Here is a 21,427-nt window from a genome sequence, read left to right on the forward strand (position 1 = left end):
TTATGTGCGCCCCTGTGTGCACGAAAGCGAGCAATGCGCGCTTTTAGTGCTCTACTGCCTTGAGTAACCGAAGAAAGGGGCCGACCTGTCGGTATGGCATAAGTTTTGCGCCGCTTTCGATAACGTCCAGGCTCGCAGGAGGCACGCCGTGTCGATCCATGTCGCATTGCACCACGTCACGCATTACCGCTACGACCGCGCTGTCGAGCTCGGTCCGCAGATCGTTCGCCTGCGCCCGGCTGCCCACAGCCGCACGCGGATACTGTCCTATGCGCTGAAAGTCTCCCCCGAGCAGCATTTCATCAACTGGCAGCAGGATCCTCAGGGCAACTACCTGGCGCGGTTGGTGTTCCCGGAGAAAACCGATGAACTGCGGATCGAGGTCGACTTGCTGGCCGAGATGGCCGTCTTCAATCCGTTCGACTTTTTCCTCGAGCCTTACGCCGAAAAGATCCCTTTCGCCTACGCCGCGGATGAGCGCAAAGAGCTGGCGCCGTACCTGGAAACATTGCCCCTGACGCCGAAATTCAAGGCCTATCTGGATGGCATTGATCGCACGCCGCTACCGAGCGTGGATTTCCTGGTTGCGCTCAACCAGCGCCTCAGCGAAGACATCGGCTACCTGATTCGCATGGAGCCAGGCGTACAGACCCCGGAATACACCATCGAGCATGCCTCCGGCTCCTGTCGCGACTCCGCGTGGTTGCTGGTGCAATTGCTGCGCAACCTCGGCCTGGCGGCGCGTTTCGTGTCCGGTTACCTGATTCAGTTGACCGCCGATGTCAAAAGCCTCGACGGCCCCTCGGGCACCGAAGTGGACTTCACTGACCTGCACGCCTGGTGCGAGGTCTATTTGCCTGGTGCTGGCTGGATCGGCCTGGACGCAACCTCTGGGTTGTTTGCCGGTGAAGGGCACATTCCGTTGGCGTGTAGTCCTGATCCGTCCTCTGCGGCACCGATCAGTGGCTTGGTGGAACCGTGCGAGTGCGAATTTACCCACGAGATGTCCGTGGAACGGATTTGGGAAGCACCGCGGGTAACAAAACCCTACACCGAAGATCAATGGCTGGCGATTCAGGCATTGGGCCGGCAGATCGATGCCGACCTGCTCGAGGGCGATGTGCGCCTGACCATGGGCGGCGAGCCGACGTTCGTTTCCATCGATGACCCGGACGGTGCCGAATGGAATACCGCCGCGCTCGGCCCGAATAAACGTCGCCTGTCCGCCGAACTGTTCCAGCGCATGCGCAAGCATTACGCGCTCAAAGGCCTGGTGCATTTCGGTCAGGGCAAGTGGTACCCGGGCGAGCAACTGCCGCGCTGGTCGCTGAACTGCTACTGGCGCCGCGACGGCGTGCCGATCTGGCACAACAGCGCGCTGATCGCCGATGAGCAGGAAGACTACGGTGCCGATGGCGAGTTGGCCGGGCGTTTTCTGGCGAGTGTCGCCGAACGCTTGAAAATTCCGACACGCTTTGTGTTCCCGGCCTACGAAGACAATTTCTATTACCTCTGGCGCGAAGGCGCTTTGCCGCAGAACGTCAGCGCCGAAGACTCACGTCTCGAAGAGCCTTTGGAGCGTGCGCGCCTGCGCAAAGTCTTCAGTCAGGGCCTGGACAAGGTTATCGGTCAGGTCCTGCCGCTGGCGCGCACCGCCAAGGGCGATCAATGGCAAAGCGGTCGCTGGTATCTGCGGGAAGAGCATTGCCGATTGGTGCCGGGGGATTCGCCGCTGGGGTATCGCTTGCCACTCGGTTCGCAGCCTTGGGTGAAGGCTGCGGAGTATCCGTTCATTCATCCAGTCGACCCGAATCAGGATTTTCCTGAGCTGCCGGACACCACCCAACTGCAGAGTCATGGCGAACCTGCTGTCACTGAAGAGCGTGCGCCAAAGATCGACGAGTCCGCCGACTGGCTGACCCGCACCGCCTTCTGCGCCGAAGCGCGAGAAGGTCGGTTGTACCTGTTCATGCCGCCACTGGAGCGGGTCGAGGACTATCTGGAACTGGTCACCGTCATCGAAGCCACCGCCGAGGAGCTGCATTGCCCGGTGTTGCTGGAAGGCTATGAACCGCCGAGTGACCCGCGTTTGAGCAACTTTCGCATCACTCCAGACCCCGGCGTGATCGAGGTCAACGTCCAGCCGTCCGCCACCTGGGATGAGTTGGTGGAGCGCACCGAATTTCTTTACGAAGAGGCGCGCCAGACTCGACTGACCACCGAGAAGTTCATGATCGACGGCCGGCACACCGGGACCGGCGGCGGCAACCATTTCGTCTTGGGTGGTGCGACCCCGGCTGACTCACCGTTTCTGCGCCGTCCGGATTTGCTGCGCAGCCTGATCAGCTACTGGCACAACCATCCGTCCTTGTCCTACCTGTTTTCCGGATTGTTCATCGGCCCGACGTCCCAGGCGCCGCGCGTCGATGAAGCGCGCAACGATTCGTTGTATGAGCTGGAAATCGCCTTCGCACAGATGCCGAAGCCGGGCGAGGAGTGTCCACCCTGGCTGGTGGATCGCTTGCTGCGCAATTTGCTGATCGACGTGACCGGCAACACCCACCGCGCTGAGTTCTGCATCGACAAACTCTATTCGCCGGACGGCGCCACCGGGCGCCTCGGATTACTGGAACTGCGCGCCTTTGAAATGCCGCCCCATGCGCGCATGAGCCTGGCTCAGCAATTGTTACTGCGGGCGTTGGTGGCACGGTTCTGGCGCGAGCCTTATGCGCCGCCGAAACTGGCGCGCTGGGGTACAGAATTGCACGACCGGTTCCTGTTGCCGCACTTTATCGAGCAGGATTTTGCTGACGTCATCGTCGACCTCAATGCCGCCGGTTACCCCGTGCGGGCCGAGTGGTTCGCGGCGCATCTGGAATTCCGTTTCCCCAAGGTCGGCGACTACGCCGTCAGCGGCATCCAGCTGGAATTGCGTCAGGCGCTGGAGCCTTGGCATGTCCTCGGCGAGGAAGGCGCGGCAGGTGGCACGGTGCGTTACGTGGATTCGTCGCTGGAGCGTTTGCAGGTCAAGCTCAGCGGTCTGCCGCCCCAGCGTTATCTGCTGACCTGCAACGGCATCCCGGTGCCATTGCAACCCACGGGGCGGGTCGGTGAGTTCGTCGCCGGCGTACGCTTTCGCGCCTGGCAGCCGGCCAACTGCCTGCAACCGACCATCCCGGTCCACGCGCCGCTGGTGTTCGACGTGCTCGACACCTGGATGGGGCGGTCGCTGGGCGGTTGTCAGTACCACGTCGCCCATCCGGGCGGGCGCAACTACGACAGCTTGCCGGTGAACGCCAATGAGGCCGAGAGCCGGCGGATGGCGCGTTTCTTCCGTCTCGGACACACGCCAGGGAAACTTCCTATACCGAATCTGGAAATTAACGACGAGCTGCCGATGACTCTCGATTTGCGACGTTTCTAAACCGTACGCGACGCTCGGATTTTTCGTATATCCGGGCGTCATGAGCCTGCGTTAGTCTGACCGTTCTTTGCTGTCTGCCGAGCTTTCCATGCCTGACCTGCTTGACCGCTACCCGCTGACCGCGGGCACTTACCACGAACTGCTCGACGACAGCGGCGCCGTGCGCCCGCACTGGCGGCGGCTGTTCGATCAATTGCAACGCAGCACGCCAGCGCAACTGGTGCAGCGTCAGGCGCTGCTGACCCGGCAGATCCAGGAAAACGGCGTGACCTATAACGTCTACGCCGACCCCAAGGGCGCCGACCGGCCTTGGGAGCTGGACCTGCTGCCCCATGTGATTGCCGCTGATGAGTGGGAACAGTTATCGGCCGGGATCGCTCAACGGGCGCGCTTGCTCAATGCTGTGCTGGCGGACCTGTACGGCCCTCAGCGCTTGATCGCCGAAGGTCTGCTGCCGGCTGAACTGGTGTTCGGTCACAACAACTTTCTCTGGCCCTGTCAGGGCATTTCGCCGCCCGACGGGGCCTTTTTGCATCTGTACGCCGTGGATCTGGCGCGCACCCCTGACGGTCGCTGGTGGGTGACGGCGGACCGGACTCAAGCGCCATCCGGTGCCGGTTACGCGCTGGAAAACCGCACCATCGTGTCCCGAGCCTTTCCCGAGCTGTACCGCGATTTGAAGGTTCAGCACCTGGCCGGATTCTTTCGCACGCTCCAGGAAACGCTCGCTCGTCAGGCGCCGAGCGATGACGAAGCGCCACTGGTGGTGCTACTGACGCCGGGGCGTTTCAACGAAAGCTATTTCGAACACCTGTATCTTGCTCGTCAGCTCGGATATCCATTGGTAGAGGGCGGCGACCTGACCGTCCGGGATGCCACGGTCTACCTGAAAACCTTGAGCGGCCTGCGTCGGGTCCACGCGATCATGCGTCGGCTCGACGATGATTTCTGCGACCCGCTGGAGCTGCGCACCGACTCGGCCCTTGGCGTGCCAGGGTTGCTCGAAGCGGTGCGTCAGGGCCGGGTGCTGGTGGCCAACGCCCTCGGCAGCGGCGTACTGGAGTCACCGGGGTTGCTGGGTTTCCTGCCGAAGATTAATCAGTATCTGTTCGGTGAAGAGCTGATCCTGCCGTCCATCGCGACCTGGTGGTGCGGTGAAGCACCGGTGTTGGCCCAGGCCCTGGAGAAGCTGCCGGAGCTGCTGATCAAACCAGCGTTTCCTTCTCAGAGCTTCGCCCCGGTGTTTGGTCGTGACTTGAGTGAAAAACAGCGCCAGGCACTGGCCGAGCGCATGCAGGCACGGCCTTACGCCTATGTTGCGCAAGAATTGGCGCAACTGTCTCAGGCGCCGATCTGGCAGGCCGAAGGTGGTCAGTTGCAACCGCGGGCCATTGGCATGCGCGTGTACGCGGTGGCCAGTCGGGACGGCTATCGGGTACTGCCCGGCGGGCTGACCCGGGTTGCCGCCGAAGCCGACGCCGAAGTGGTGTCGATGCAGCGCGGCGGTGCAAGCAAGGACACTTGGGTGTTGGGCGATCGCCCGCCCAGCGGCGAACAATGGAAAGCCCAGCGCAATATTGGCGTTCACGATCTGGTGCGACGCGATCCGTATCTGCCGTCGCGGGTGGTCGAGAACCTGTTCTGGTTCGGCCGTTACTGCGAGCGCTGCGATGACAGCGCGCGACTGCTGCGCATCATGCTCGCGCGCTATGTCGATGGCGATGATCCGCAAGCCCTGGAGGCGGCGGTCGATCTCGGTGAACGCTTGAATCTGTTGCCGGAGGAGGGCGAGTTACCGGAGCGGTTGCTGGCGGCGCTGCTCGGCGATGATTGGCCGTTCAGCCTGCGCTCCAACCTGCAACGCTTGCAGTGGGCGGCGTCGCAAGTACGCGGCAAGCTCTCGCGAGAGAACTGGCAAGCGCTGGTGGAATTGCAGCGCGAGGCCATGGAACTGGAAACCGAAGAGCCGGATTTCGGCGAGCTGCTGGATTTCCTCAACCGACTGGTGATGTCGCTGGCGGCGCTGTCCGGTTTTGCCCTCGACGACATGACCCGGGACGAAGGTTGGCGTTTCCTGATGATCGGTCGGCGGATCGAGCGGCTGCAATTTCTCAGCGGCAGTCTGGCGGCGTTTCTGCGGGGCGCCGGGGCTTTCGATCAGGCCGGGCTGGAATGGCTGCTGGAGCTGGGCAACAGCAGCATCACTTACCGCTCGCGGTATTTGGCGGTGGCGCAATTGATCCCGGTGCTGGACCTGTTGTTGCTCGACGAGCAGAACCCTCACGCGGTGCTGTTCCAGTTGAAACTGGTGACCCGCACGTTGAAGCGCTTGAACGACGACTTTGGCGCGCCGCGCGAAACAGGTCTGCCGCAGTTGGTGGAGCGGTTGGCGCGCTTCGATCTGGGTTGCCTGGAAAACTCACTGTTTGGCGAGGCCAGTGTTCGCGCCGCCATAGAGGGGTTGGCCGATCTGTTGCAGGAAATCGCCGATGCCAGCGGACAAGTATCGGATCGCCTGGCCTTGCGCCATTTCGCCCATGTCGATGATGTCAGCCAACGCACGGTGTCCGTCTGATGAATGCCCGTTACCAGATTTTCCACGACACCCATTATCACTATGACAGCCCGGTGTCCCTGGCCCAGCAACTGGCGCACCTGTGGCCGCGGGCTTGTGTTTGGCAGCGCTGCACCGATCAGCAATTGCAGATCAGTCCCGATCCGACCTCGCGCCGGGATGAGCTGGACGTGTTTGGTAATCCGCTGACCCGGTTGGCATTCGAGCGGCCGCACGATGAGTTGCTGGTCAATGCCAGCCTGACGGTCGAAGTGCTGGCCCGACCATCGCTGGACTTCAATCAATCGCCAGCCTGGGAAGCGACCTGCAACGCACTGACCTACAGCAGTCAGCCGCTCTCTCCTGAACTGCTGGAAGCCTGTCGTTACCGGTTCGAATCACCTTACGTGCACTTGAAGCGCAACTTCGTCGAGTTCTCCGAAAGTTGCTTTCCTCCTGGCCGGCCATTGCTGCTGGGAGTTCAGGCGTTGATGGAGAAGATTTTCAGCGAATTCACCTTCGACGCCGAAGCGACCCAAGTGGCGACGCCGCTGGTGGAAGTGCTGGAGAGGCGGCGCGGGGTTTGTCAGGACTTTGCACATTTGATGCTCGCTTGTGTGCGCTCCCGGGGGTTGGCGGCGCGGTACATCAGCGGTTACCTGCTGACCCAGCCACCACCAGGCCAGCCACGGCTGATCGGCGCCGATGCGTCTCATGCCTGGGTGTCGGTGTTTTGCCCGGTGCTGGGGTGGGTGGATTTCGACCCGACCAACAATGTGCAGCCGGCGCTGGAGCACATCACCCTGGCCTGGGGCCGGGATTTTTCCGATGTGTCGCCGTTGCGTGGGGTGATCCTGGGCGGTGGCAGCCACGATCCCGAGGTTCGGGTCACAGTAATGCCATTGGAATAGTGGAGATCCAGTGTGGGAGCGAGCTTGCTCGCGATAGCGGTGTATCAGTCAAGTAATTGTTAAGTGTGCCGCCGTCATCGCGAGCAGGCTCGCTCCCACATGGGGATGTGCAAGTCAGTTCTGGACGGGGGATTTTCAGACTGGACTGTGAGGGTCAGCAACATCGTTGCTGACCCTGGACACAGATCCGGTGGGCCTGATCAGATCATCGGGCCCTGAGGGTCTCAGGCGTCGGGCGCCTGATCTTTCGGTGCTTCAGTTTCGTCTGTAGCCACTTCGCCTTCGGTATCCGGGTTCAGTGCTGCTGCTTCTTCTTCAGCTGTAGCTTTCTTGCGCTGAAGCTTTTCCTCTTTCTTCTGCTCCTTGGCCAAGTCTCTCTGACGTTTGGCGAAGGAATAATTAGGTTTAGCCATGGGCGATCCTCTGGGGTCGAAGGTGAGGTTGAGCGGCGCATATTCTGCCCTGTATCGGCACCGAGCCGTTAGCTGGGTTTTTGCTCGGTCCATTTTGGCGGTACCGAGGGTTGCCAGGCGTCCAGTGCATCGAGCAGGGTTTGCGGCGACTCGCTCATTTGCAGCATGTCACGGTGCGCTTCGCGAACGAAGCCTTCGCCGACGATATGATCAAGAAAAGACGTCAACTTGCTGTAGAAACCGTTCACTTCCAGCAAACCCAGCGGTTTGCCGTGATAGCCGAGCTGGCCCCAGGTCCAGACTTCGAACAGCTCTTCCAGTGTGCCCAGGCCGCCGGGCAGAGCGATGAAGGCATCGCTGAGCTCGGCCATTCGCGCCTTGCGCGCGTGCATGCCGTCCACCACTTCCAGGCGAGTCAGGCCGCTGTGGCCGATTTCCTTGTCTTTGAGGCTCTGCGGGATGATCCCGATCACTTCACCGCCGGCCGCCAGCGCGGCATCGGCAACGATCCCCATCAGCCCGACGGCGCCGCCGCCATAGACCAGGGTCAGCTTGCGCTCGGCCAACGCTCGCCCCAGGGCGACAGCCGCTTCACGATAAGCCGGGTTAGTGCCAGTGCTGGCACCGCAAAATACACAAACGGACGCTAAAGACATGCCTTACTCCATGGTCATCAGGGCCACAGAGTAAAGGCAGGCTTGCCTCGTTCCAAGGGTTAAACCTCGCGTTTTGGTGTTTCACAGGTGCCACTGACGCCGCAGGCGTAGGCGGCGAGCAAACTGCACAACAAGCTGTTGAAAGGCATGACAGACGCTCCAGATGAGAGATGACGGCCCTGATGATAGGGCCGAGCCAGACGTCTGGCTGGTAGATTGTTTCGATGAGTGTCATAGCCCGAAAGTTGTATACAATTTTTGATTCAGGTCATAGGAACTTGCGAAGATTTCAGGCAGTCTTCTGTCCATTAGCACTTTTGTTAACCCTGCCTTGGAGATTCACCATGTTTGCCAAACTTGTTGCGGTATCCCTGCTGACACTGGCCAGCAGCCAATTGATGGCCGCCGAATGCAAGGTCACTGTCGACTCCACTGACCAGATGTCCTTCGATACCAAGGACATCACCATCGACAAGAGCTGCAAGACGTTCACCGTGGAATTGAAACATTCTGGCAACCTGCCGAAAAACGTGATGGGCCATAACTGGGTGCTGAGCAAAGAAGCCGACATGCAGCCGATCGCCACTGATGGCCTGTCGGCTGGCATCGACAAGAACTACCTGAAAGACGGCGATACCCGCGTCATCGCCCACACCAAAGTCATCGGCGCGAAGGAAACCGACTCGGTGACATTCGACGTGTCGAAGCTCAATGCTGCTGAAAAATACGGTTTCTTCTGCTCGTTCCCAGGCCACATCTCGATGATGAAAGGCACTGTTACCCTGAAGTGATTAAATTGCGTTCATGAAAAAAGCGTCCTGTGAGGGACGCTTTTTTTGTGCCTGACGATAGACCGAGTCATCGTTTTTCGCGGGCAAGCCTCGCTCCTACAGGATTTGTGTCGTGCCCATTACCGGGGTCCGACACAAAATCTGTGGGAGCGTGGCTTGCCCGCGAAGGCGTCGGTACAGACGCCGACGTCCTCAAGGCGCGAACGGCATCACTCGCTTGTGATGAGTCTTTTTATATGTGTCACAAATAATCTTGAACGCTTCCTCACGGACCGGCTCGCCATGCAGGAAGGCATCGATCTCGGCGTAGGTCACGCCGTGGGATGCTTCGTCCGGTTTGCCCGGTGACAGGTCTTCAAGGTCGGCGGTCGGGATTTTTTCCACCAGCGACTCCGGCGCGCCGAAGCTGCGGGCAATCGCCCGGACCTGATTCTTCACCAGGCCGCTCAGCGGTGCGAGGTCGCAGGCGCCGTCACCGAATTTGGTGAAGAAGCCCATCACCGCTTCTGCCGCGTGATCGGTGCCGATCACCAGGCCATGAGCCGCGCCGGCGATGGTGTATTGCGCGACCATGCGCATCCGCGCCTTGGTGTTACCCAACACGAAATCCTTCTGCACCGCCTCCTTACCCTCGAAGGCCGCCACTTCGCTGGCCAGGGATTTGACCGCCGGGCCGATGTTTACGGTGTGGCGTTCATCGGGGGCAATGAAGTCCACTGAGGCCTGGGCATCATGTTCGTCGAACTGGACGCCATAAGGCAGGCGCACGGCGATGAATTTGTAGCTGCTGTCCCCGGTGCGTTCGCGCAGTTCACGCATGGCACGCTGGGCCAGCAGGCCGGCGGTCAGGGAATCGACGCCGCCGCTGATGCCGAGCACCAGGGTCTTGAGCCCGGAATCGACCAGGCAGTCCTGGATGAAGGTGATCCGCCGGGTGACTTCAGCCTCGAGGGCGAGTTGGTCCGCGAAGGGCGGTTGGACCTTGAGCTGTTCAGCAATCTCACGCTGTACGGCTTGCATGAATTCACTCCTTGCTTGATGTACTGGAAAGGGCGGCAGGTACTTGGAAAACATGTCGCAAGTAGGCGACGAAATTCGGGTCTTTGCAGTGAGTCTTGCCAGGCTCATCAGAAATCTTGGCCACCGGCTGGCCGTTGCAGGCCGTCATTTTAAGCACGATGCTCATCGGTTCGACACCCGGAATATCGCAGGTCAGGTTAGTGCCGATACCGAAGCTGACATTGATCCGACCGCGCAATGCCCGAAAAATCTCCAGGGACTTGGGCAGTGTCAGGCTGTCGGAAAACACCAGGGTCTTGCTCATTGGGTCGATGCCAAGCTTGTGATAGTGGGCGATGGCTTTTTCCGCCCACTGCACCGGGTCACCGGAATCGTGGCGCAGGCCGTCGAAGAGCTTGGCAAAGAACAGGTCGAAATCGCCAAGGAAGGCATCGGAGGTGATGCAGTCGGTCAAGGCGATCCCCAGCAAACCCCGGTATTCGCGGACCCAACAGTCGAGGGCGGCAATCTGGCTGTCGATCAGCCGTGGACCGAGTTGCTGGTGGGCCATGATCCATTCGTGGGCCATGGTGCCCAGCGGCTTCATGTCCAGCTCCCGGGACAGGTGCACGTTGCTGGTACCGACGAAGCGACCGGGGAAGTCATGTTTAAGCACGTTCACCACTTCTTCCTGTACACGGTACGAGAAGCGACGGCGAGTGCCGAAATCGGCTACCTGCAATTCGGACAATTCATCGCTACTGGCGTTGGCGGACAGCCAGTCGAACTTGCGATAGAGCTGTTCACGGGCCTGTTCCAGAATGATTTCCCGGTAGCGATAACGGTTGCGTACTTCGCTGACCATGGCCAGTAGCGGCACTTCGAAAAGAATCACGTGCAGCCACGGCCCGCGCAGACGAATGAACAACTCGCCGTTTTCAATGCCGGTATGGATATAGCGAAGATTGAAGCGGAACAGACCGAGAAAACGCAGGAAGTCCGGTTTCAGAAAGCTGATGCGCTCCAGGAAACTCAACTGATCGGCACTCAGGCTCAACTCGGCCAAGCGCTCGATCTGGAAACGGATCTCCGCCAGGTATGGGCGCAGATCCTCACTGTTACGGCAACGAAACTCCCATTCGACTTCCACGTTCGGGTAGTTGTGCAGCACCGCCTGCATCATCGTCAGTTTGTAGAAGTCGGTGTCGAGCAGGTTCTGCACGATGCGATCGGCAAACACACTCTCGCTCATAACGGGTTCTCCAGGCTGGCCGCGGCCCGTGGCAGCGACGTTGCAGCTGTTTCAATGAATGGGGCTAGTGGCGCATATCAGTGGCAGTTATTGCCAGCAAATTTTTAGATGATAGAGATCCCTGTGGCGAGGGGGCTTGCCCCGTTCGGCTGCTCAGCAGTCGCAAGTTCGGTATGCACGATCTGTCTGAAGGGCCGCGATTGCAGGTTTTGTGGCCGCTACGCGACCCAACGGGGGCAAGCCCCCTCGCCACAGAAGTCGTGTGACATTTCAATTGTGCGGCGCATCCGGATTATCGATCTGCTCCAGCATCCATTTCACAAAATCCCGCACCTTGGGCACTTCCGCCGAATGCTCCGGATACGCCAGGTAATAGGCGTCGGTGCTGGGCATCGCATGCTTCCAGGGAATGACCAGTTTGCCGTCGGCCAATTCCTCTTCCACCAGAAACTTCGGCAGCAGCGCCACGCCGCAGCCGACCTGGGCGGCGCGGATGCACATGTAGAAGGTTTCGAAACGTGGGCCGTGGTAGCTGTGTTCGGTATGGTAGCCCTGGCTGTCGAACCAGTCGTGCCAGGCCTGGGGCCGGGAAGCATTTTGCAGCAGGACCAGGTCGGTGAGTTGCGTAGGGTCGGTAAACGGCGTATCCGGCAGACTACCCGGCGCGCAGACCGGCACCAGCTCCTCGCCAAACAGTTTCAGGCATTCGGTGCCGGGCCGTGAGCCCTGGCCAAAGTAGAACGCCAGGTCGCTGCGACCTTGCAACAGATCGTCGGCTTCCTGCTCGCTGCACAGGTCCAGATGGATTGACGGATGGCGCAGGCGCCAGCCTTTCAAGCGCGGCACCAGCCAGCGTGCACCGAAGGTCGGAGGTGTCGAGACGCGCAAGACTTCGGTATCGCCGCCGTAGGAGCGTAGGTAATGGGTCGACATTTCGACCTGTGTGAGGATTTTTCTTACCTCCACCAGGTACAAATCACCTGCCGGGGTCATTTGCAGGCGTCGGCGCACCCGGCGGAACAACAAGTGTTGCAACAACTCTTCGAGTTGCGCGACCTGTTTGCTCACGGCGCTCTGCGTCAGGTTCAGCTCTTCGGCGGCACGGGTGAAGCTCAAATGCCGGGTCACGGCCTCGAAGCACTGCAATGCGGTGATCGACGGCAAGTAGCGTTTATTCAGCATGGGTGGTCCTTTTTCTTGTTTCTCTGTGCTCTTTTTTACCGGCAGATTCGCAGCATGAATAAACGGAATGATATCTCTCTTAAAGGTCGTTTGTTGGGTAACCTCCGGGGAGCTAAAACTACAGGTCTGATCAGCCGAGTTAATCCGGCTGCACGTTTTCTGTTTTTTGCCTGAGGAGTGACCCATGGTTGCCGCATTGCTTGATCGTCTAGGTGTGAACCCGGCCCTGTACCAGAACGGCAAAGTGCCGGTGCATTCGCCTATCGATGGCAGCCGTATCGCTGCCGTGAACTGGGAAGGCGCCGCTGAAGTCGAGCAGCACATCAGTCGCGCAGATCATGCGTTCGAACTGTGGCGCAAGGTTCCGGCGCCGCGCCGTGGCGAATTGGTGCGCCAATTGGGCGACATCTTGCGCGAGTACAAGGCCGACCTCGGTGAGCTGGTTTCCTGGGAAGCTGGCAAGATCACTCAGGAAGGTTTGGGTGAAGTTCAGGAAATGATCGACATCTGCGACTTCGCGGTCGGTCTGTCCCGTCAGCTGTACGGTTTGACCATCGCCTCCGAGCGTCCCGGCCACCACATGCGCGAAACCTGGCATCCGCTGGGCATCGTTGGCGTGATCAGTGCGTTCAACTTCCCGGTCGCCGTTTGGGCCTGGAACGCCACGCTGGCGCTGGTCTGCGGTAACCCGGTGATCTGGAAACCGTCGGAGAAAACCCCGCTGACCGCGTTGGCCTGCCAGGCGCTGTTCGACCGCGTCCTGAAGAATTTCAGCGATGCCCCGCCGCACCTGAGCCAAGTGATTATCGGCGGCCGCGATGCCGGCGAAGCGCTGGTCGATGACCCACGTGTCGCGCTGGTCAGCGCCACCGGTAGCACCCGCATGGGCCGTGAAGTCGCGCCGAAAATCGCGGCACGTTTTGCCCGCAGCATTCTCGAGCTGGGCGGCAACAACGCGATGATCCTCGGCCCAAGCGCCGATCTGGACATGGCCGTACGGGCGATTCTATTCAGCGCCGTCGGCACCGCCGGTCAGCGTTGCACCACTTTACGTCGCCTGATCGCCCATGAATCGGTGAAGGAGGAAATCGTCACCCGCCTGAAAGCCGCTTACTCCAAGGTGCGCATCGGCCATCCGCTGGAAGGCAATCTGGTTGGTCCGCTGATCGACAAACACAGCTTCGAAAACATGCAGGACGCGCTGGAGCAGGCCTTGAGTGAAGGCGGCCGGGTGTTCGGCGGCGAGCGTCAGTTGGAAGACAAATTCCCCAACGCTTACTACGTTTCGCCAGCCATCGTCGAAATGCCGGAACAGAGCGATGTGGTGTGCAGCGAAACCTTCGCGCCGATTCTGTACGTGATCGGTTACAACGATTTCGAAGAGGCATTGCGCCTGAACAACGCCGTGCCACAAGGCCTGTCGTCGTGCATCTTCACCACCGACGTGCGTGAAGCCGAGCGGTTCATGTCGGCGGTGGGCAGCGATTGCGGGATCGCCAACGTCAACATCGGCCCGAGCGGCGCGGAAATCGGCGGCGCGTTTGGCGGCGAGAAGGAGACGGGCGGTGGTCGTGAGTCCGGTTCGGATGCATGGCGCGGGTACATGCGTCGTCAGACCAATACCGTGAACTATTCACTGGAGTTGCCGTTGGCTCAGGGGATTACGTTCGACTGACGGCCTCTTCGCGGGCAAGCCTCGCTCCTACAGGTTTTGTGTTTGTCCGCGATTTGCGAGACAACACAAAACCTGTAGGAGCGAGGCTTGCCCGCGAAGCTTTTGCTTGTTGTTTGTTAGGTTTCGGATTGGAGTCTGGCAATGCCGTTACGCGAAGAGTGTCTGTGGGAAAAACTGACGCCGCAAAGGCCCGACAACGTGGCGCTCAAGGGCGAGGTGACGGTGGATGTCTGCGTCATCGGTGCCGGTTTCACCGGTCTGTCGGCGGCGGTGCATCTGCTGGAACAAAGTAAAAGTGTCTGTGTCCTGGAAGCCCATCGCGCCGGTCATGGCGGTTCGGGGCGTAACGTCGGGCTGGTCAACGCCGGGATGTGGATTCCACCGGATGAAATCGAAGCCGGTTTCGGCGAGGCGGTCGGCAGTCAGCTCAACCGCATGCTGGGTGCGGCACCGTCGCTGGTATTCAGCCTGGTCGACAAATACAACATCGATTGCCAGTTACGCCGCGAAGGCACGCTGCATATGGCGCACAACGCGCGTGGCGAGGCGGATCTGCGCAGTCGCGAAGAACAATGGAAACGTCGCGGCGCACCGGTGGAACTGTTGATCGGTCAAGCCTGCGAACAAGCCACGGGCACAAAAAAGATCGCCGCCGCTTTGCTCGATCGGCGTGCCGGCACGATCAACCCGATGGCCTACACCACGGGGCTGGCCAACGCGGCCATCAGCCTCGGCGGTCAGCTGTTCGATCATTCCCCGGTGACCCGACTTGAACGTCAGGGCCAGCGCTGGTCGGTGCAAACTGCCCAGGGTTCGGTGCTGGCCGAGCAGGTGGTCATCGCCTCCAACGCCTATACCGAAGGTGACTGGACGGAGCTGCGGCGCAACTTTTTCCCCGGTTATTACTATCAAGTGGCTTCCGTGCCGCTGACTGAAGACGCTGCGCAACAGATTCTGCCCGGCGGCCAGGGTTCCTGGGACACCCGGCAGGTGCTCAGCAGTATCCGTCGTGATGCCGAAGGGCGGTTGTTACTCGGCAGTCTCGGTAATGGCAACCAGAAACCAACCTGGTTCCTGAAAGCCTGGGCTGACCGGGTTCAGCAGCATTACTTCCCGTACCTCAAACCGGTGGAGTGGGAATGCACCTGGACCGGTTGCATTGCTTTCACCCCCGATCATTTGATGCGCCTGTTCGAGCCGGCGCCGGGTCTGGTAGCCGTCACCGGTTACAACGGTCGAGGGGTGACCACCGGCACAGTCGTCGGTAAAGCCTTTGCCGACTATTTGTGTAATGGAAATCCTCAGGCCTTGCCGATTCCCTTCGCGCCCATGCAGCCATTGGCGGGTGTCGGGCTGAGAAGCTGTTTGTATGAGGCTGGATTTTCGCTGTATCACGCGGGCCAGTGCCTGCGGATCGTGATCTGATTGTTGAAATATGTTGCAGGAAGCGGCGCTTTTCAGCGAAGCGGCTAGCCTGTAATGGTGCGGGTTGTAGCAGTTTGCGCACCAGCAGTGTGCAGTTCGGTGACGCGGGCTGTTACAGGCTGGTTGCACATCGTTTGGCGCTGCGGTTGCAATGATGGCGCGTTCGGGTTGCGCCTTTAAAATTAAATGGTTTCACCTTCCGCGGTTTAGACGGTTGCACGCCCAATGAAAATGGGCCCGAAACAGTCGAAATAACAACAAGGCAGCGACTTTTTCAAGAATAAAAAACCAATGGCACGGCCCTTGCTCTGAGCATTCAGTGAAGTCGCAGTGCCAACTAAAAAAAACCTTGGAGCACCACCTCATGTCCCAGACGTTTTACAAGAAAGGCTTTCTGGCCCTCGCAGTGGCAACTGCGTTGGGTGTTTCTGCGTTTGCACAGGCTGATGTGAAAATTGGTGTGGCGGGGCCGATGACAGGCGCCAACGCCGCATTTGGCGAGCAGTACATGAAGGGTGCGCAGGCAGCGGCTGATGCAGTCAACGCCGCTGGCGGTGTCAACGGGGAAAAAATCGTACTGGTCAAAGGCGATGACGCCTGCGAACCGAAACAGGCTGTGACGGTCGCCAAGGACCTGACCAACCAGAAAGTCGCTGGCGTAGTCGGTCACTTCTGCTCCTCGTCGACTATCCCGGCCTCCGAAATCTACGACGAAGCGGGCATCATCGCGATCACTCCAGGTTCCACCAACCCGGCGGTTACCGAGCGTGGCCTGAGTGCCATGTTCCGTATGTGCGGGCGTGATGACCAGCAAGGCATCGTGGCCGGCGACTACATCGTCGACGTGCTCAAGGGCAAGAAAGTGGTGGTCCTGCACGACAAGGACACCTACGGCCAAGGTCTGGCGGATGCTACCAAGGCTCAACTGGCCAAGCGCGGTGTAACGCCAGTGCTGTATGAAGGCCTGACCCGCGGCGAAAAAGACTTCAGCACCATCGTCACCAAAATCCGCGGCGCTGGCGCCGACGTCGTTTACTTCGGTGGCCTGCACCCGGAAGCCGGTCCTCTGGTTCGTCAACTGCGTGAGCAAGGCCTCAAAGACGTCAAGTTCATGTCCGACGACGGTATCGTAACCGACGAACTGGTGACCACCGCTGGCGGTCCGCAATTCGTTGACGGCGTACTGATGACCTTCGGTGCCGACCCACGCCTGCTGCCAGACAGCAAGACCGTAGTGGACGAGTTCCGCAAGAAGGGCACCGAGCCTGAAGGCTACACCCTGTACGCCTATGCTTCGGTCCAGACACTGGCAGCAGCCTTCAACGGCGCCAAGTCCAACAAGGGCGAAGAGGCGGCTGCATGGCTGAAGAAGAACCCGGTCAAGACCGTCATGGGCGAGAAGACCTGGGACGCCAAGGGCGACCTGAAAGTCTCCGACTACGTGGTTTACCAGTGGGACAAGGATGGCAAATACCACCAGCTGGAAAAACAGAAGTGATATGACTTGCTGATTGCCCGGCACCTTGTGCGCCGGGCAATCAAAGAACATGTCCGTGCAGTACCTGTCTTTTCTCGTAGAGCTGCATATAACCGTGTTGCGTCGGCGGCTGAACCCCGGTCCGGCGCACCCGGTTTTTGTGCAGTCTCTCAAATGCGTGAGATTGCGTTATGGATGGTATTTTCCTGCAGCAACTGGTCAACGGCCTGACCCTCGGGTCGGTCTATGGCCTGATCGCCATCGGCTACACAATGGTCTATGGCATCATTGGCATGATCAACTTCGCCCACGGCGAGGTTTACATGATTTCCGCTTACCTCGCGGCAATCAGTCTGGCTCTGCTGGCATACTTCGGTATTGAATCCTTCCCCCTGCTGATGCTTGGCACACTGGTCTTCACCATCATCGTCACGGCGGTGTATGGCTGGGTCATCGAGCGCGTCGCCTACAAACCGCTGCGCAACTCCACCCGACTGGCACCGCTAATCAGCGCCATCGGTATTTCGCTGATCCTGCAAAACTATGCACAGATTTCCCAAGGCGCCCGTCAACAGGGAGTACCGACGCTACTGACCGGTGCATGGCGAGTTGAAGTCGGGACCGGCTTCGTCCAGCTTACCTACACCAAGATCTTCATTCTGGTTGCCGCCTTCGTCGGGATGGGCCTGCTGACCTATGTCATCAAGTACACCAAGCTCGGTCGTATGTGCCGCGCCACCCAGCAAGACCGCAAGATGGCTTCAATTCTGGGGATCAACACCGACCGGGTGATTTCCTACGTATTTATCATCGGTGCAGCAATGGCGGCCTTGGCCGGTGTGCTGATCACCATGAACTACGGGACGTTCGACTTTTACGCCGGCTTCATCATCGGGATCAAAGCGTTCACCGCGGCGGTACTTGGCGGGATCGGCTCGCTGCCTGGGGCGATGCTTGGCGGGATCATTCTCGGGATCTCCGAGTCGCTGTTCTCCGGATTGGTCAACTCGGACTACAAAGACGTCTTCAGCTTCTCGCTGCTCGTTCTCGTTCTGGTCTTTCGGCCCCAAGGCCTGCTCGGCCGTCCTCTTGTGTCGAAGGTGTAAGCGATGTCTTCAACCACTAAAAAAACCATTGATCTCAAAACAAGCCTGGTTGACGCGATTCTTGCCGGCCTTGTTGCGCTGATTGTGTTCGGCCCGATTGTTGGCGTGGTCCTCGACGGCTACGGCTTCAACCTGGAAGCGACCCGGGTGGCATGGATTGTCGCCATCGTCATGGCCGGCCGCTTTGCCTTGAGCCTGTTCCTGCAAACCCCCAAGGGCCTGAGAATTCTCGAAGGCTTTGAAAGCACTGGCTCCGGGGTTCATGTACTGCCGCCTGATTACAAATCCCGCTTGCGCTGGATCATCCCGGTGATGATCGTCATCGCCGTGGTGTTCCCGTTTTTCTCCAACTCCTACCTGCTGGGCGTGGTCATCCTCGGGCTGATCTATGTGCTGCTGGGGCTGGGGCTGAACATCGTGGTCGGCCTGGCCGGCCTGCTCGACCTCGGTTACGTGGCGTTCTACGCCATTGGCGCCTACGGCCTGGCGCTCGGTTATCAATACCTGGGGCTGGGTTTCTGGACGGTGCTGCCGCTGGCGGCGATCATTGCAGGGTTGGCCGGTTGCATTCTGGGTTTCCCGGTACTGCGCCTGCACGGTGACTACCTGGCGATCGTGACCCTGGGTTTTGGTGAAATCATCCGGTTGATCCTCAATAACTGGCTATCCCTGACCGGTGGCCCGAACGGTATGGCAGCGCCGTTGCCGACGTTCTTCGGCCTCGAGTTCGGCAAAAGAGCGAAGGAGGGGGGCGTCCCGTTCCATGAGTTTTTCGGCATCGCCTATAACCCGGACGTGAAGTACTACTTCATCTACGCGGTATTGTTCCTGGTTGTTCTGGCTGTGCTGTACATCAAGCACCGCTTGACGCGCATGCCGGTCGGTCGGGCGTGGGAAGCGTTGCGTGAAGACGAAATCGCCTGCCGTTCCATGGGCCTGAACCATGTACTGGTCAAGCTGTCGGCGTTCACTATCGGCGCATCGACTGCCGGTCTGGCGGGTGTGTTCTTCGCTACTTACCAGGGGTTCGTCAACCCGACCTCGTTCACCTTCTTCGAATCGGCCCTGATCCTCGCCATCGTCGTCCTCGGCGGCATGGGCTCGACCATCGGCGTGGTAATTGCGGCGTTCGTGCTGACTGTAGCTCCGGAACTGCTGCGCGGCTTCGCTGAGTATCGCGTGCTGCTGTTCGGCATCCTGATGGTATTGATGATGATCTGGCGACCGCGCGGCCTGATTCGGATCAGCCGCACCGGTGTGACCCCGCGTAAAGGAGTAGCGCCATGAGCGAAGTCGTACTCTCGGTAGACAAACTGATGATGCACTTTGGCGGCATCAAGGCTCTGAGCGATGTCAGCCTGAAGGTCAAGCGCAACTCGATCTTCGCCTTGATCGGCCCCAACGGTGCCGGCAAGACCACCGTGTTCAACTGCCTGACCGGGTTTTACAAAGCGTCCGGCGGGCATATCGAACTCAACACTCGCGGTGTGAAAACCGACGTCATCAAAATGCTCGGGGAACCGTTCAAGGCCGTCGATTTCGTTTCCCCCAAAAGCTTTATCAGCCGACTCCGCTACAAGATGTTCGGCGGCACGCACCTGATCAACCGCGCCGGTCTGGCGCGGACTTTCCAGAACATTCGCCTGTTCAGGGAAATGTCGGTGCTGGAAAACCTGCTGGTGGCCCAGCATATGTGGGTCAATCGCGGCATGCTGGCCGGCATCCTCAACACCAAGGGTTACCGCAAGGCCGAAAGCGATGCGCTGGACCATGCGTTCTACTGGCTGGAAGTGGTGGATCTGGTGGACTGCGCCAACCGCCTGGCCGGTGAGCTGTCCTACGGTCAGCAACGCCGTCTGGAGATCGCCCGGGCCATGTGTACCCGGCCGCAGATCATATGCCTCGACGAACCGGCCGCCGGCCTCAACCCTCAGGAAACCGAAGCGCTGAGCGCGATGATCCGGCTGCTGCGCGACGAGCATGATCTGACCGTGGTGCTGATCGAACACGACATGGGCATGGTAATGAGTATTTCCGACCACATCGTGGTACTGGACCACGGCGTTGTCATCGCCGAGGGCGGGCCTGAAGCGATTCGACACGATCCGAAAGTGATTGCCGCCTACCTGGGCGCCGAAGAAGAGGAAGTGGTATGAGTAAACCCATCCTCGAGCTCAAGGATCTGGACGTGTTCTACGGGCCGATCCAGGCCCTGAAGAAAGTTTCGTTGCACATCAATGAAGGTGAAACCGTCAGCCTGATCGGCTCCAACGGCGCCGGCAAATCGACCCTGCTGATGTCGATCTTCGGCCAGCCGCGGGCGGCTGATGGGCAAATCGTCTATCAGGGTGTGGATATCACCCACAAGTCGTCCCACTACATCGCGTCCAACGGTATCGCTCAATCGCCGGAAGGTCGGCGGGTGTTCCCTGACATGACCGTCGAGGAAAACCTGTTGATGGGTACGATTCCAATCGGTGACAAGTACGCCAAGGAAGACATGCAGCGCATGTTCGAGTTGTTTCCACGGCTCGAAGAGCGGCGTACCCAACGCGCCATGACCATGTCGGGTGGCGAGCAACAAATGCTCGCCATCGCCCGGGCGCTCATGAGTCGGCCGAAGCTGTTGCTGCTCGATGAGCCGAGCCTGGGTCTGGCGCCGATTGTGGTGAAACAGATCTTCGCGACCCTGCGGGAACTGGCCAGCACCGGTATGACCATCTTCCTGGTGGAGCAGAACGCCAACCACGCTCTCAAGTTGTCGGACCGGGCCTACGTGATGGTCAACGGCGAGATCCGCCTCAGCGGCACCGGCAAGGAGCTGCTGGTGAACGATGAGGTGCGTAACGCCTACCTCGGCGGCCACTGAGTTCTCCATTGCAACAACGAGCCCCGACGAGCAATCGCCGGGGCTTTTTTCTATCCATAAAACACCACAAACCCTGTGGGAGCGGGCTTGCTCGCGAAGGCGGCGTTCCAGTCACTTTGATGCTGAATGTGCCACCGCTTTCGCGAGCAAGCCCGCTCCCACAAGGAGGGTTGGTTTTTTTTGGGGAATTGTGGAAAACAATATTCACGACCTCTCGAAGCGCGACATAAAGCCGCTGCAAATTACTGTTTTGTCACGGTTTTGACTTGTCCCCGTTTGCTGTGGAGCTGGCTGTGAATAACGTGGGAGTAGCTGGCTACAAGCCTTTGAATTCGTGGCTTGCAGCGATGTGGTTGTTTTTTGATCAGGGTTTTTTGCTGGACATCGAGCCGGCTTTGTCAACCTTTTTGTTAGGGGCAACCCAGGTATGAATCGAGGTGAACAAGCCTGTGGATAAGTCTGTGGTTAAACTCTGGAAAGAGTCGGCTGAGGGCCGTAGTTACTGGCTTGGAGCCATCGTCGGTTTGACCGCCCGGTCGTGCAAATTGCCCGGGGGTACACAGCCGGTACCTGAGGGTCAAGCAAAAAACTTTCTAATCTGCCCGCAAAGCCTTGTGGGCAGCGGCTTGCAGCTTTTGTACTTGCCCCCGGAAACTGTGGACCGGCCTGTGGATAAGGTGCGCGTACATGGCT

16 protein-coding genes are annotated in these 21,427 nt (G+C 59.5%); 11 read left to right on the forward strand and 5 right to left on the reverse strand.

The window, feature by feature from the left end; translation table 11 throughout:
• Window positions 1-148: 148 nt before the first annotated feature.
• From PMI18_RS11190 to PMI18_RS11180, 3 genes are all read left to right on the forward strand, one after another.
• Complete coding sequence (locus tag PMI18_RS11190; RefSeq protein WP_007902699.1) at window positions 149-3,424, forward strand: transglutaminase family protein; 3,276 nt, start codon at window positions 149-151, stop codon at window positions 3,422-3,424.
• An 88-nt stretch (window positions 3,425-3,512) separates the two neighbouring features.
• Window positions 3,513-5,999: a circularly permuted type 2 ATP-grasp protein gene (locus PMI18_RS11185; RefSeq protein WP_007902702.1), complete on the forward strand. Its 2,487-nt coding sequence runs from the start codon at window positions 3,513-3,515 to the stop codon at window positions 5,997-5,999.
• Window positions 5,999-6,889, forward strand: coding sequence for a transglutaminase family protein (locus PMI18_RS11180; protein ID WP_007902704.1), 891 nt, complete (start codon window positions 5,999-6,001; stop codon window positions 6,887-6,889). The genes PMI18_RS11185 and PMI18_RS11180 overlap by 1 nt, the downstream gene beginning before the upstream one ends.
• A gap of 224 nt (window positions 6,890-7,113) precedes the next feature.
• Here the strand turns inward: PMI18_RS11180 and PMI18_RS11175 are convergent, their stop codons facing one another.
• Window positions 7,114-7,302: a hypothetical protein gene (locus tag PMI18_RS11175; RefSeq protein ID WP_007902706.1), complete on the reverse strand. Its 189-nt coding sequence runs from the start codon at window positions 7,300-7,302 to the stop codon at window positions 7,114-7,116.
• A 68-nt stretch (window positions 7,303-7,370) separates the two neighbouring features.
• Window positions 7,371-7,958: a TIGR00730 family Rossman fold protein gene (locus tag PMI18_RS11170; protein WP_007902708.1), complete on the reverse strand. Its 588-nt coding sequence runs from the start codon at window positions 7,956-7,958 to the stop codon at window positions 7,371-7,373.
• A 344-nt stretch (window positions 7,959-8,302) separates the two neighbouring features.
• Between PMI18_RS11170 and azu the strand changes: the two genes are divergently transcribed.
• On the forward strand, window positions 8,303-8,749 hold the full coding sequence (azu, locus tag PMI18_RS11165; RefSeq protein ID WP_007902713.1) for an azurin: 447 nt from the start codon (window positions 8,303-8,305) through the stop codon (window positions 8,747-8,749).
• A 192-nt stretch (window positions 8,750-8,941) separates the two neighbouring features.
• Here azu and nadE read toward each other — a convergent pair whose 3' ends face one another.
• From nadE to PMI18_RS11150, 3 genes are all read right to left on the reverse strand, one after another.
• The gene (gene nadE, locus PMI18_RS11160) at window positions 8,942-9,769 is read right to left on the reverse strand and encodes an ammonia-dependent NAD(+) synthetase (protein WP_007902715.1); all 828 of its coding nucleotides are present in this window, start codon (window positions 9,767-9,769) and stop codon (window positions 8,942-8,944) included.
• A gap of 4 nt (window positions 9,770-9,773) precedes the next feature.
• Complete coding sequence (gene pncB, locus PMI18_RS11155) at window positions 9,774-11,000, reverse strand: nicotinate phosphoribosyltransferase (protein WP_007902716.1); 1,227 nt, start codon at window positions 10,998-11,000, stop codon at window positions 9,774-9,776.
• 270 nt (window positions 11,001-11,270) lie between these two features.
• Window positions 11,271-12,182, reverse strand: coding sequence for a LysR family transcriptional regulator (locus PMI18_RS11150; RefSeq protein ID WP_007902718.1), 912 nt, complete (start codon window positions 12,180-12,182; stop codon window positions 11,271-11,273).
• Window positions 12,183-12,366: 184 nt separating this feature from the next.
• On the opposite strand from PMI18_RS11150, the gene amaB reads away from it, so the two are divergent.
• The 7 genes from amaB (at window position 12,367) to PMI18_RS11115 (ending at window position 20,734) form a co-directional block, all read left to right on the forward strand.
• Window positions 12,367-13,857: an L-piperidine-6-carboxylate dehydrogenase gene (gene amaB / locus PMI18_RS11145; protein ID WP_007902720.1), complete on the forward strand. Its 1,491-nt coding sequence runs from the start codon at window positions 12,367-12,369 to the stop codon at window positions 13,855-13,857.
• A gap of 141 nt (window positions 13,858-13,998) precedes the next feature.
• The gene (gene amaA / locus PMI18_RS11140) at window positions 13,999-15,282 is read left to right on the forward strand and encodes an L-pipecolate oxidase (RefSeq protein ID WP_007902721.1); all 1,284 of its coding nucleotides are present in this window, start codon (window positions 13,999-14,001) and stop codon (window positions 15,280-15,282) included.
• Window positions 15,283-15,646: 364 nt separating this feature from the next.
• Entirely contained in the window at window positions 15,647-16,780 is a 1,134-nt protein-coding gene (locus PMI18_RS11135; protein WP_007902722.1) for an ABC transporter substrate-binding protein, read from the forward strand.
• A gap of 170 nt (window positions 16,781-16,950) precedes the next feature.
• The gene (locus PMI18_RS11130; protein ID WP_007902723.1) at window positions 16,951-17,865 is read left to right on the forward strand and encodes an ABC transporter permease subunit; all 915 of its coding nucleotides are present in this window, start codon (window positions 16,951-16,953) and stop codon (window positions 17,863-17,865) included.
• A gap of 3 nt (window positions 17,866-17,868) precedes the next feature.
• Window positions 17,869-19,152, forward strand: a complete 1,284-nt coding sequence (gene livM, locus PMI18_RS11125) for a high-affinity branched-chain amino acid ABC transporter permease LivM (protein WP_007902724.1) — start codon at window positions 17,869-17,871, stop codon at window positions 19,150-19,152.
• Window positions 19,149-20,021 carry an ABC transporter ATP-binding protein gene (locus PMI18_RS11120; protein ID WP_007902725.1) on the forward strand — a complete coding sequence of 291 codons (873 nt, stop codon included), beginning with the start codon at window positions 19,149-19,151 and terminating at the stop codon, window positions 20,019-20,021. Before livM ends, PMI18_RS11120 begins: the two co-directional genes overlap by 4 nt.
• A complete protein-coding gene (locus PMI18_RS11115) occupies window positions 20,018-20,734 on the forward strand; it encodes an ABC transporter ATP-binding protein (RefSeq protein ID WP_007902726.1) in 717 nt (238 codons plus the stop codon). Before PMI18_RS11120 ends, PMI18_RS11115 begins: the two co-directional genes overlap by 4 nt.
• Window positions 20,735-21,427 lie beyond the last annotated feature (693 nt).

It is taken from the genome of Pseudomonas sp. GM102, from assembly GCF_000282555.1.
Classification (GTDB): Bacteria; Pseudomonadota; Gammaproteobacteria; order Pseudomonadales; family Pseudomonadaceae; genus Aquipseudomonas.

What these genes read in the sequence shown, in the direction of transcription:
- PMI18_RS11185 (WP_007902702.1), top strand. Translation starts at nt 3,513, where the DNA reads ATGCCTGACCTGCTTGACCGCTACCCGCTGACCGCGGGCACTTACCAC.
- PMI18_RS11180 (WP_007902704.1), top strand. Translation starts at nt 5,999, where the DNA reads ATGAATGCCCGTTACCAGATTTTCCACGACACCCATTATCACTATGAC.
- PMI18_RS11175 (WP_007902706.1), bottom strand. Translation starts at nt 7,302, where the DNA reads ATGGCTAAACCTAATTATTCCTTCGCCAAACGTCAGAGAGACTTGGCC.
- PMI18_RS11170 (WP_007902708.1), bottom strand. Translation starts at nt 7,958, where the DNA reads ATGTCTTTAGCGTCCGTTTGTGTATTTTGCGGTGCCAGCACTGGCACT.
- azu (WP_007902713.1), top strand. Translation starts at nt 8,303, where the DNA reads ATGTTTGCCAAACTTGTTGCGGTATCCCTGCTGACACTGGCCAGCAGC.
- nadE (WP_007902715.1), bottom strand. Translation starts at nt 9,769, where the DNA reads ATGCAAGCCGTACAGCGTGAGATTGCTGAACAGCTCAAGGTCCAACCG.
- pncB (WP_007902716.1), bottom strand. Translation starts at nt 11,000, where the DNA reads ATGAGCGAGAGTGTGTTTGCCGATCGCATCGTGCAGAACCTGCTCGAC.
- PMI18_RS11150 (WP_007902718.1), bottom strand. Translation starts at nt 12,182, where the DNA reads ATGCTGAATAAACGCTACTTGCCGTCGATCACCGCATTGCAGTGCTTC.
- amaB (WP_007902720.1), top strand. Translation starts at nt 12,367, where the DNA reads ATGGTTGCCGCATTGCTTGATCGTCTAGGTGTGAACCCGGCCCTGTAC.
- amaA (WP_007902721.1), top strand. Translation starts at nt 13,999, where the DNA reads ATGCCGTTACGCGAAGAGTGTCTGTGGGAAAAACTGACGCCGCAAAGG.
- PMI18_RS11135 (WP_007902722.1), top strand. Translation starts at nt 15,647, where the DNA reads ATGTCCCAGACGTTTTACAAGAAAGGCTTTCTGGCCCTCGCAGTGGCA.
- PMI18_RS11130 (WP_007902723.1), top strand. Translation starts at nt 16,951, where the DNA reads ATGGATGGTATTTTCCTGCAGCAACTGGTCAACGGCCTGACCCTCGGG.
- livM (WP_007902724.1), top strand. Translation starts at nt 17,869, where the DNA reads ATGTCTTCAACCACTAAAAAAACCATTGATCTCAAAACAAGCCTGGTT.
- PMI18_RS11120 (WP_007902725.1), top strand. Translation starts at nt 19,149, where the DNA reads ATGAGCGAAGTCGTACTCTCGGTAGACAAACTGATGATGCACTTTGGC.
- PMI18_RS11115 (WP_007902726.1), top strand. Translation starts at nt 20,018, where the DNA reads ATGAGTAAACCCATCCTCGAGCTCAAGGATCTGGACGTGTTCTACGGG.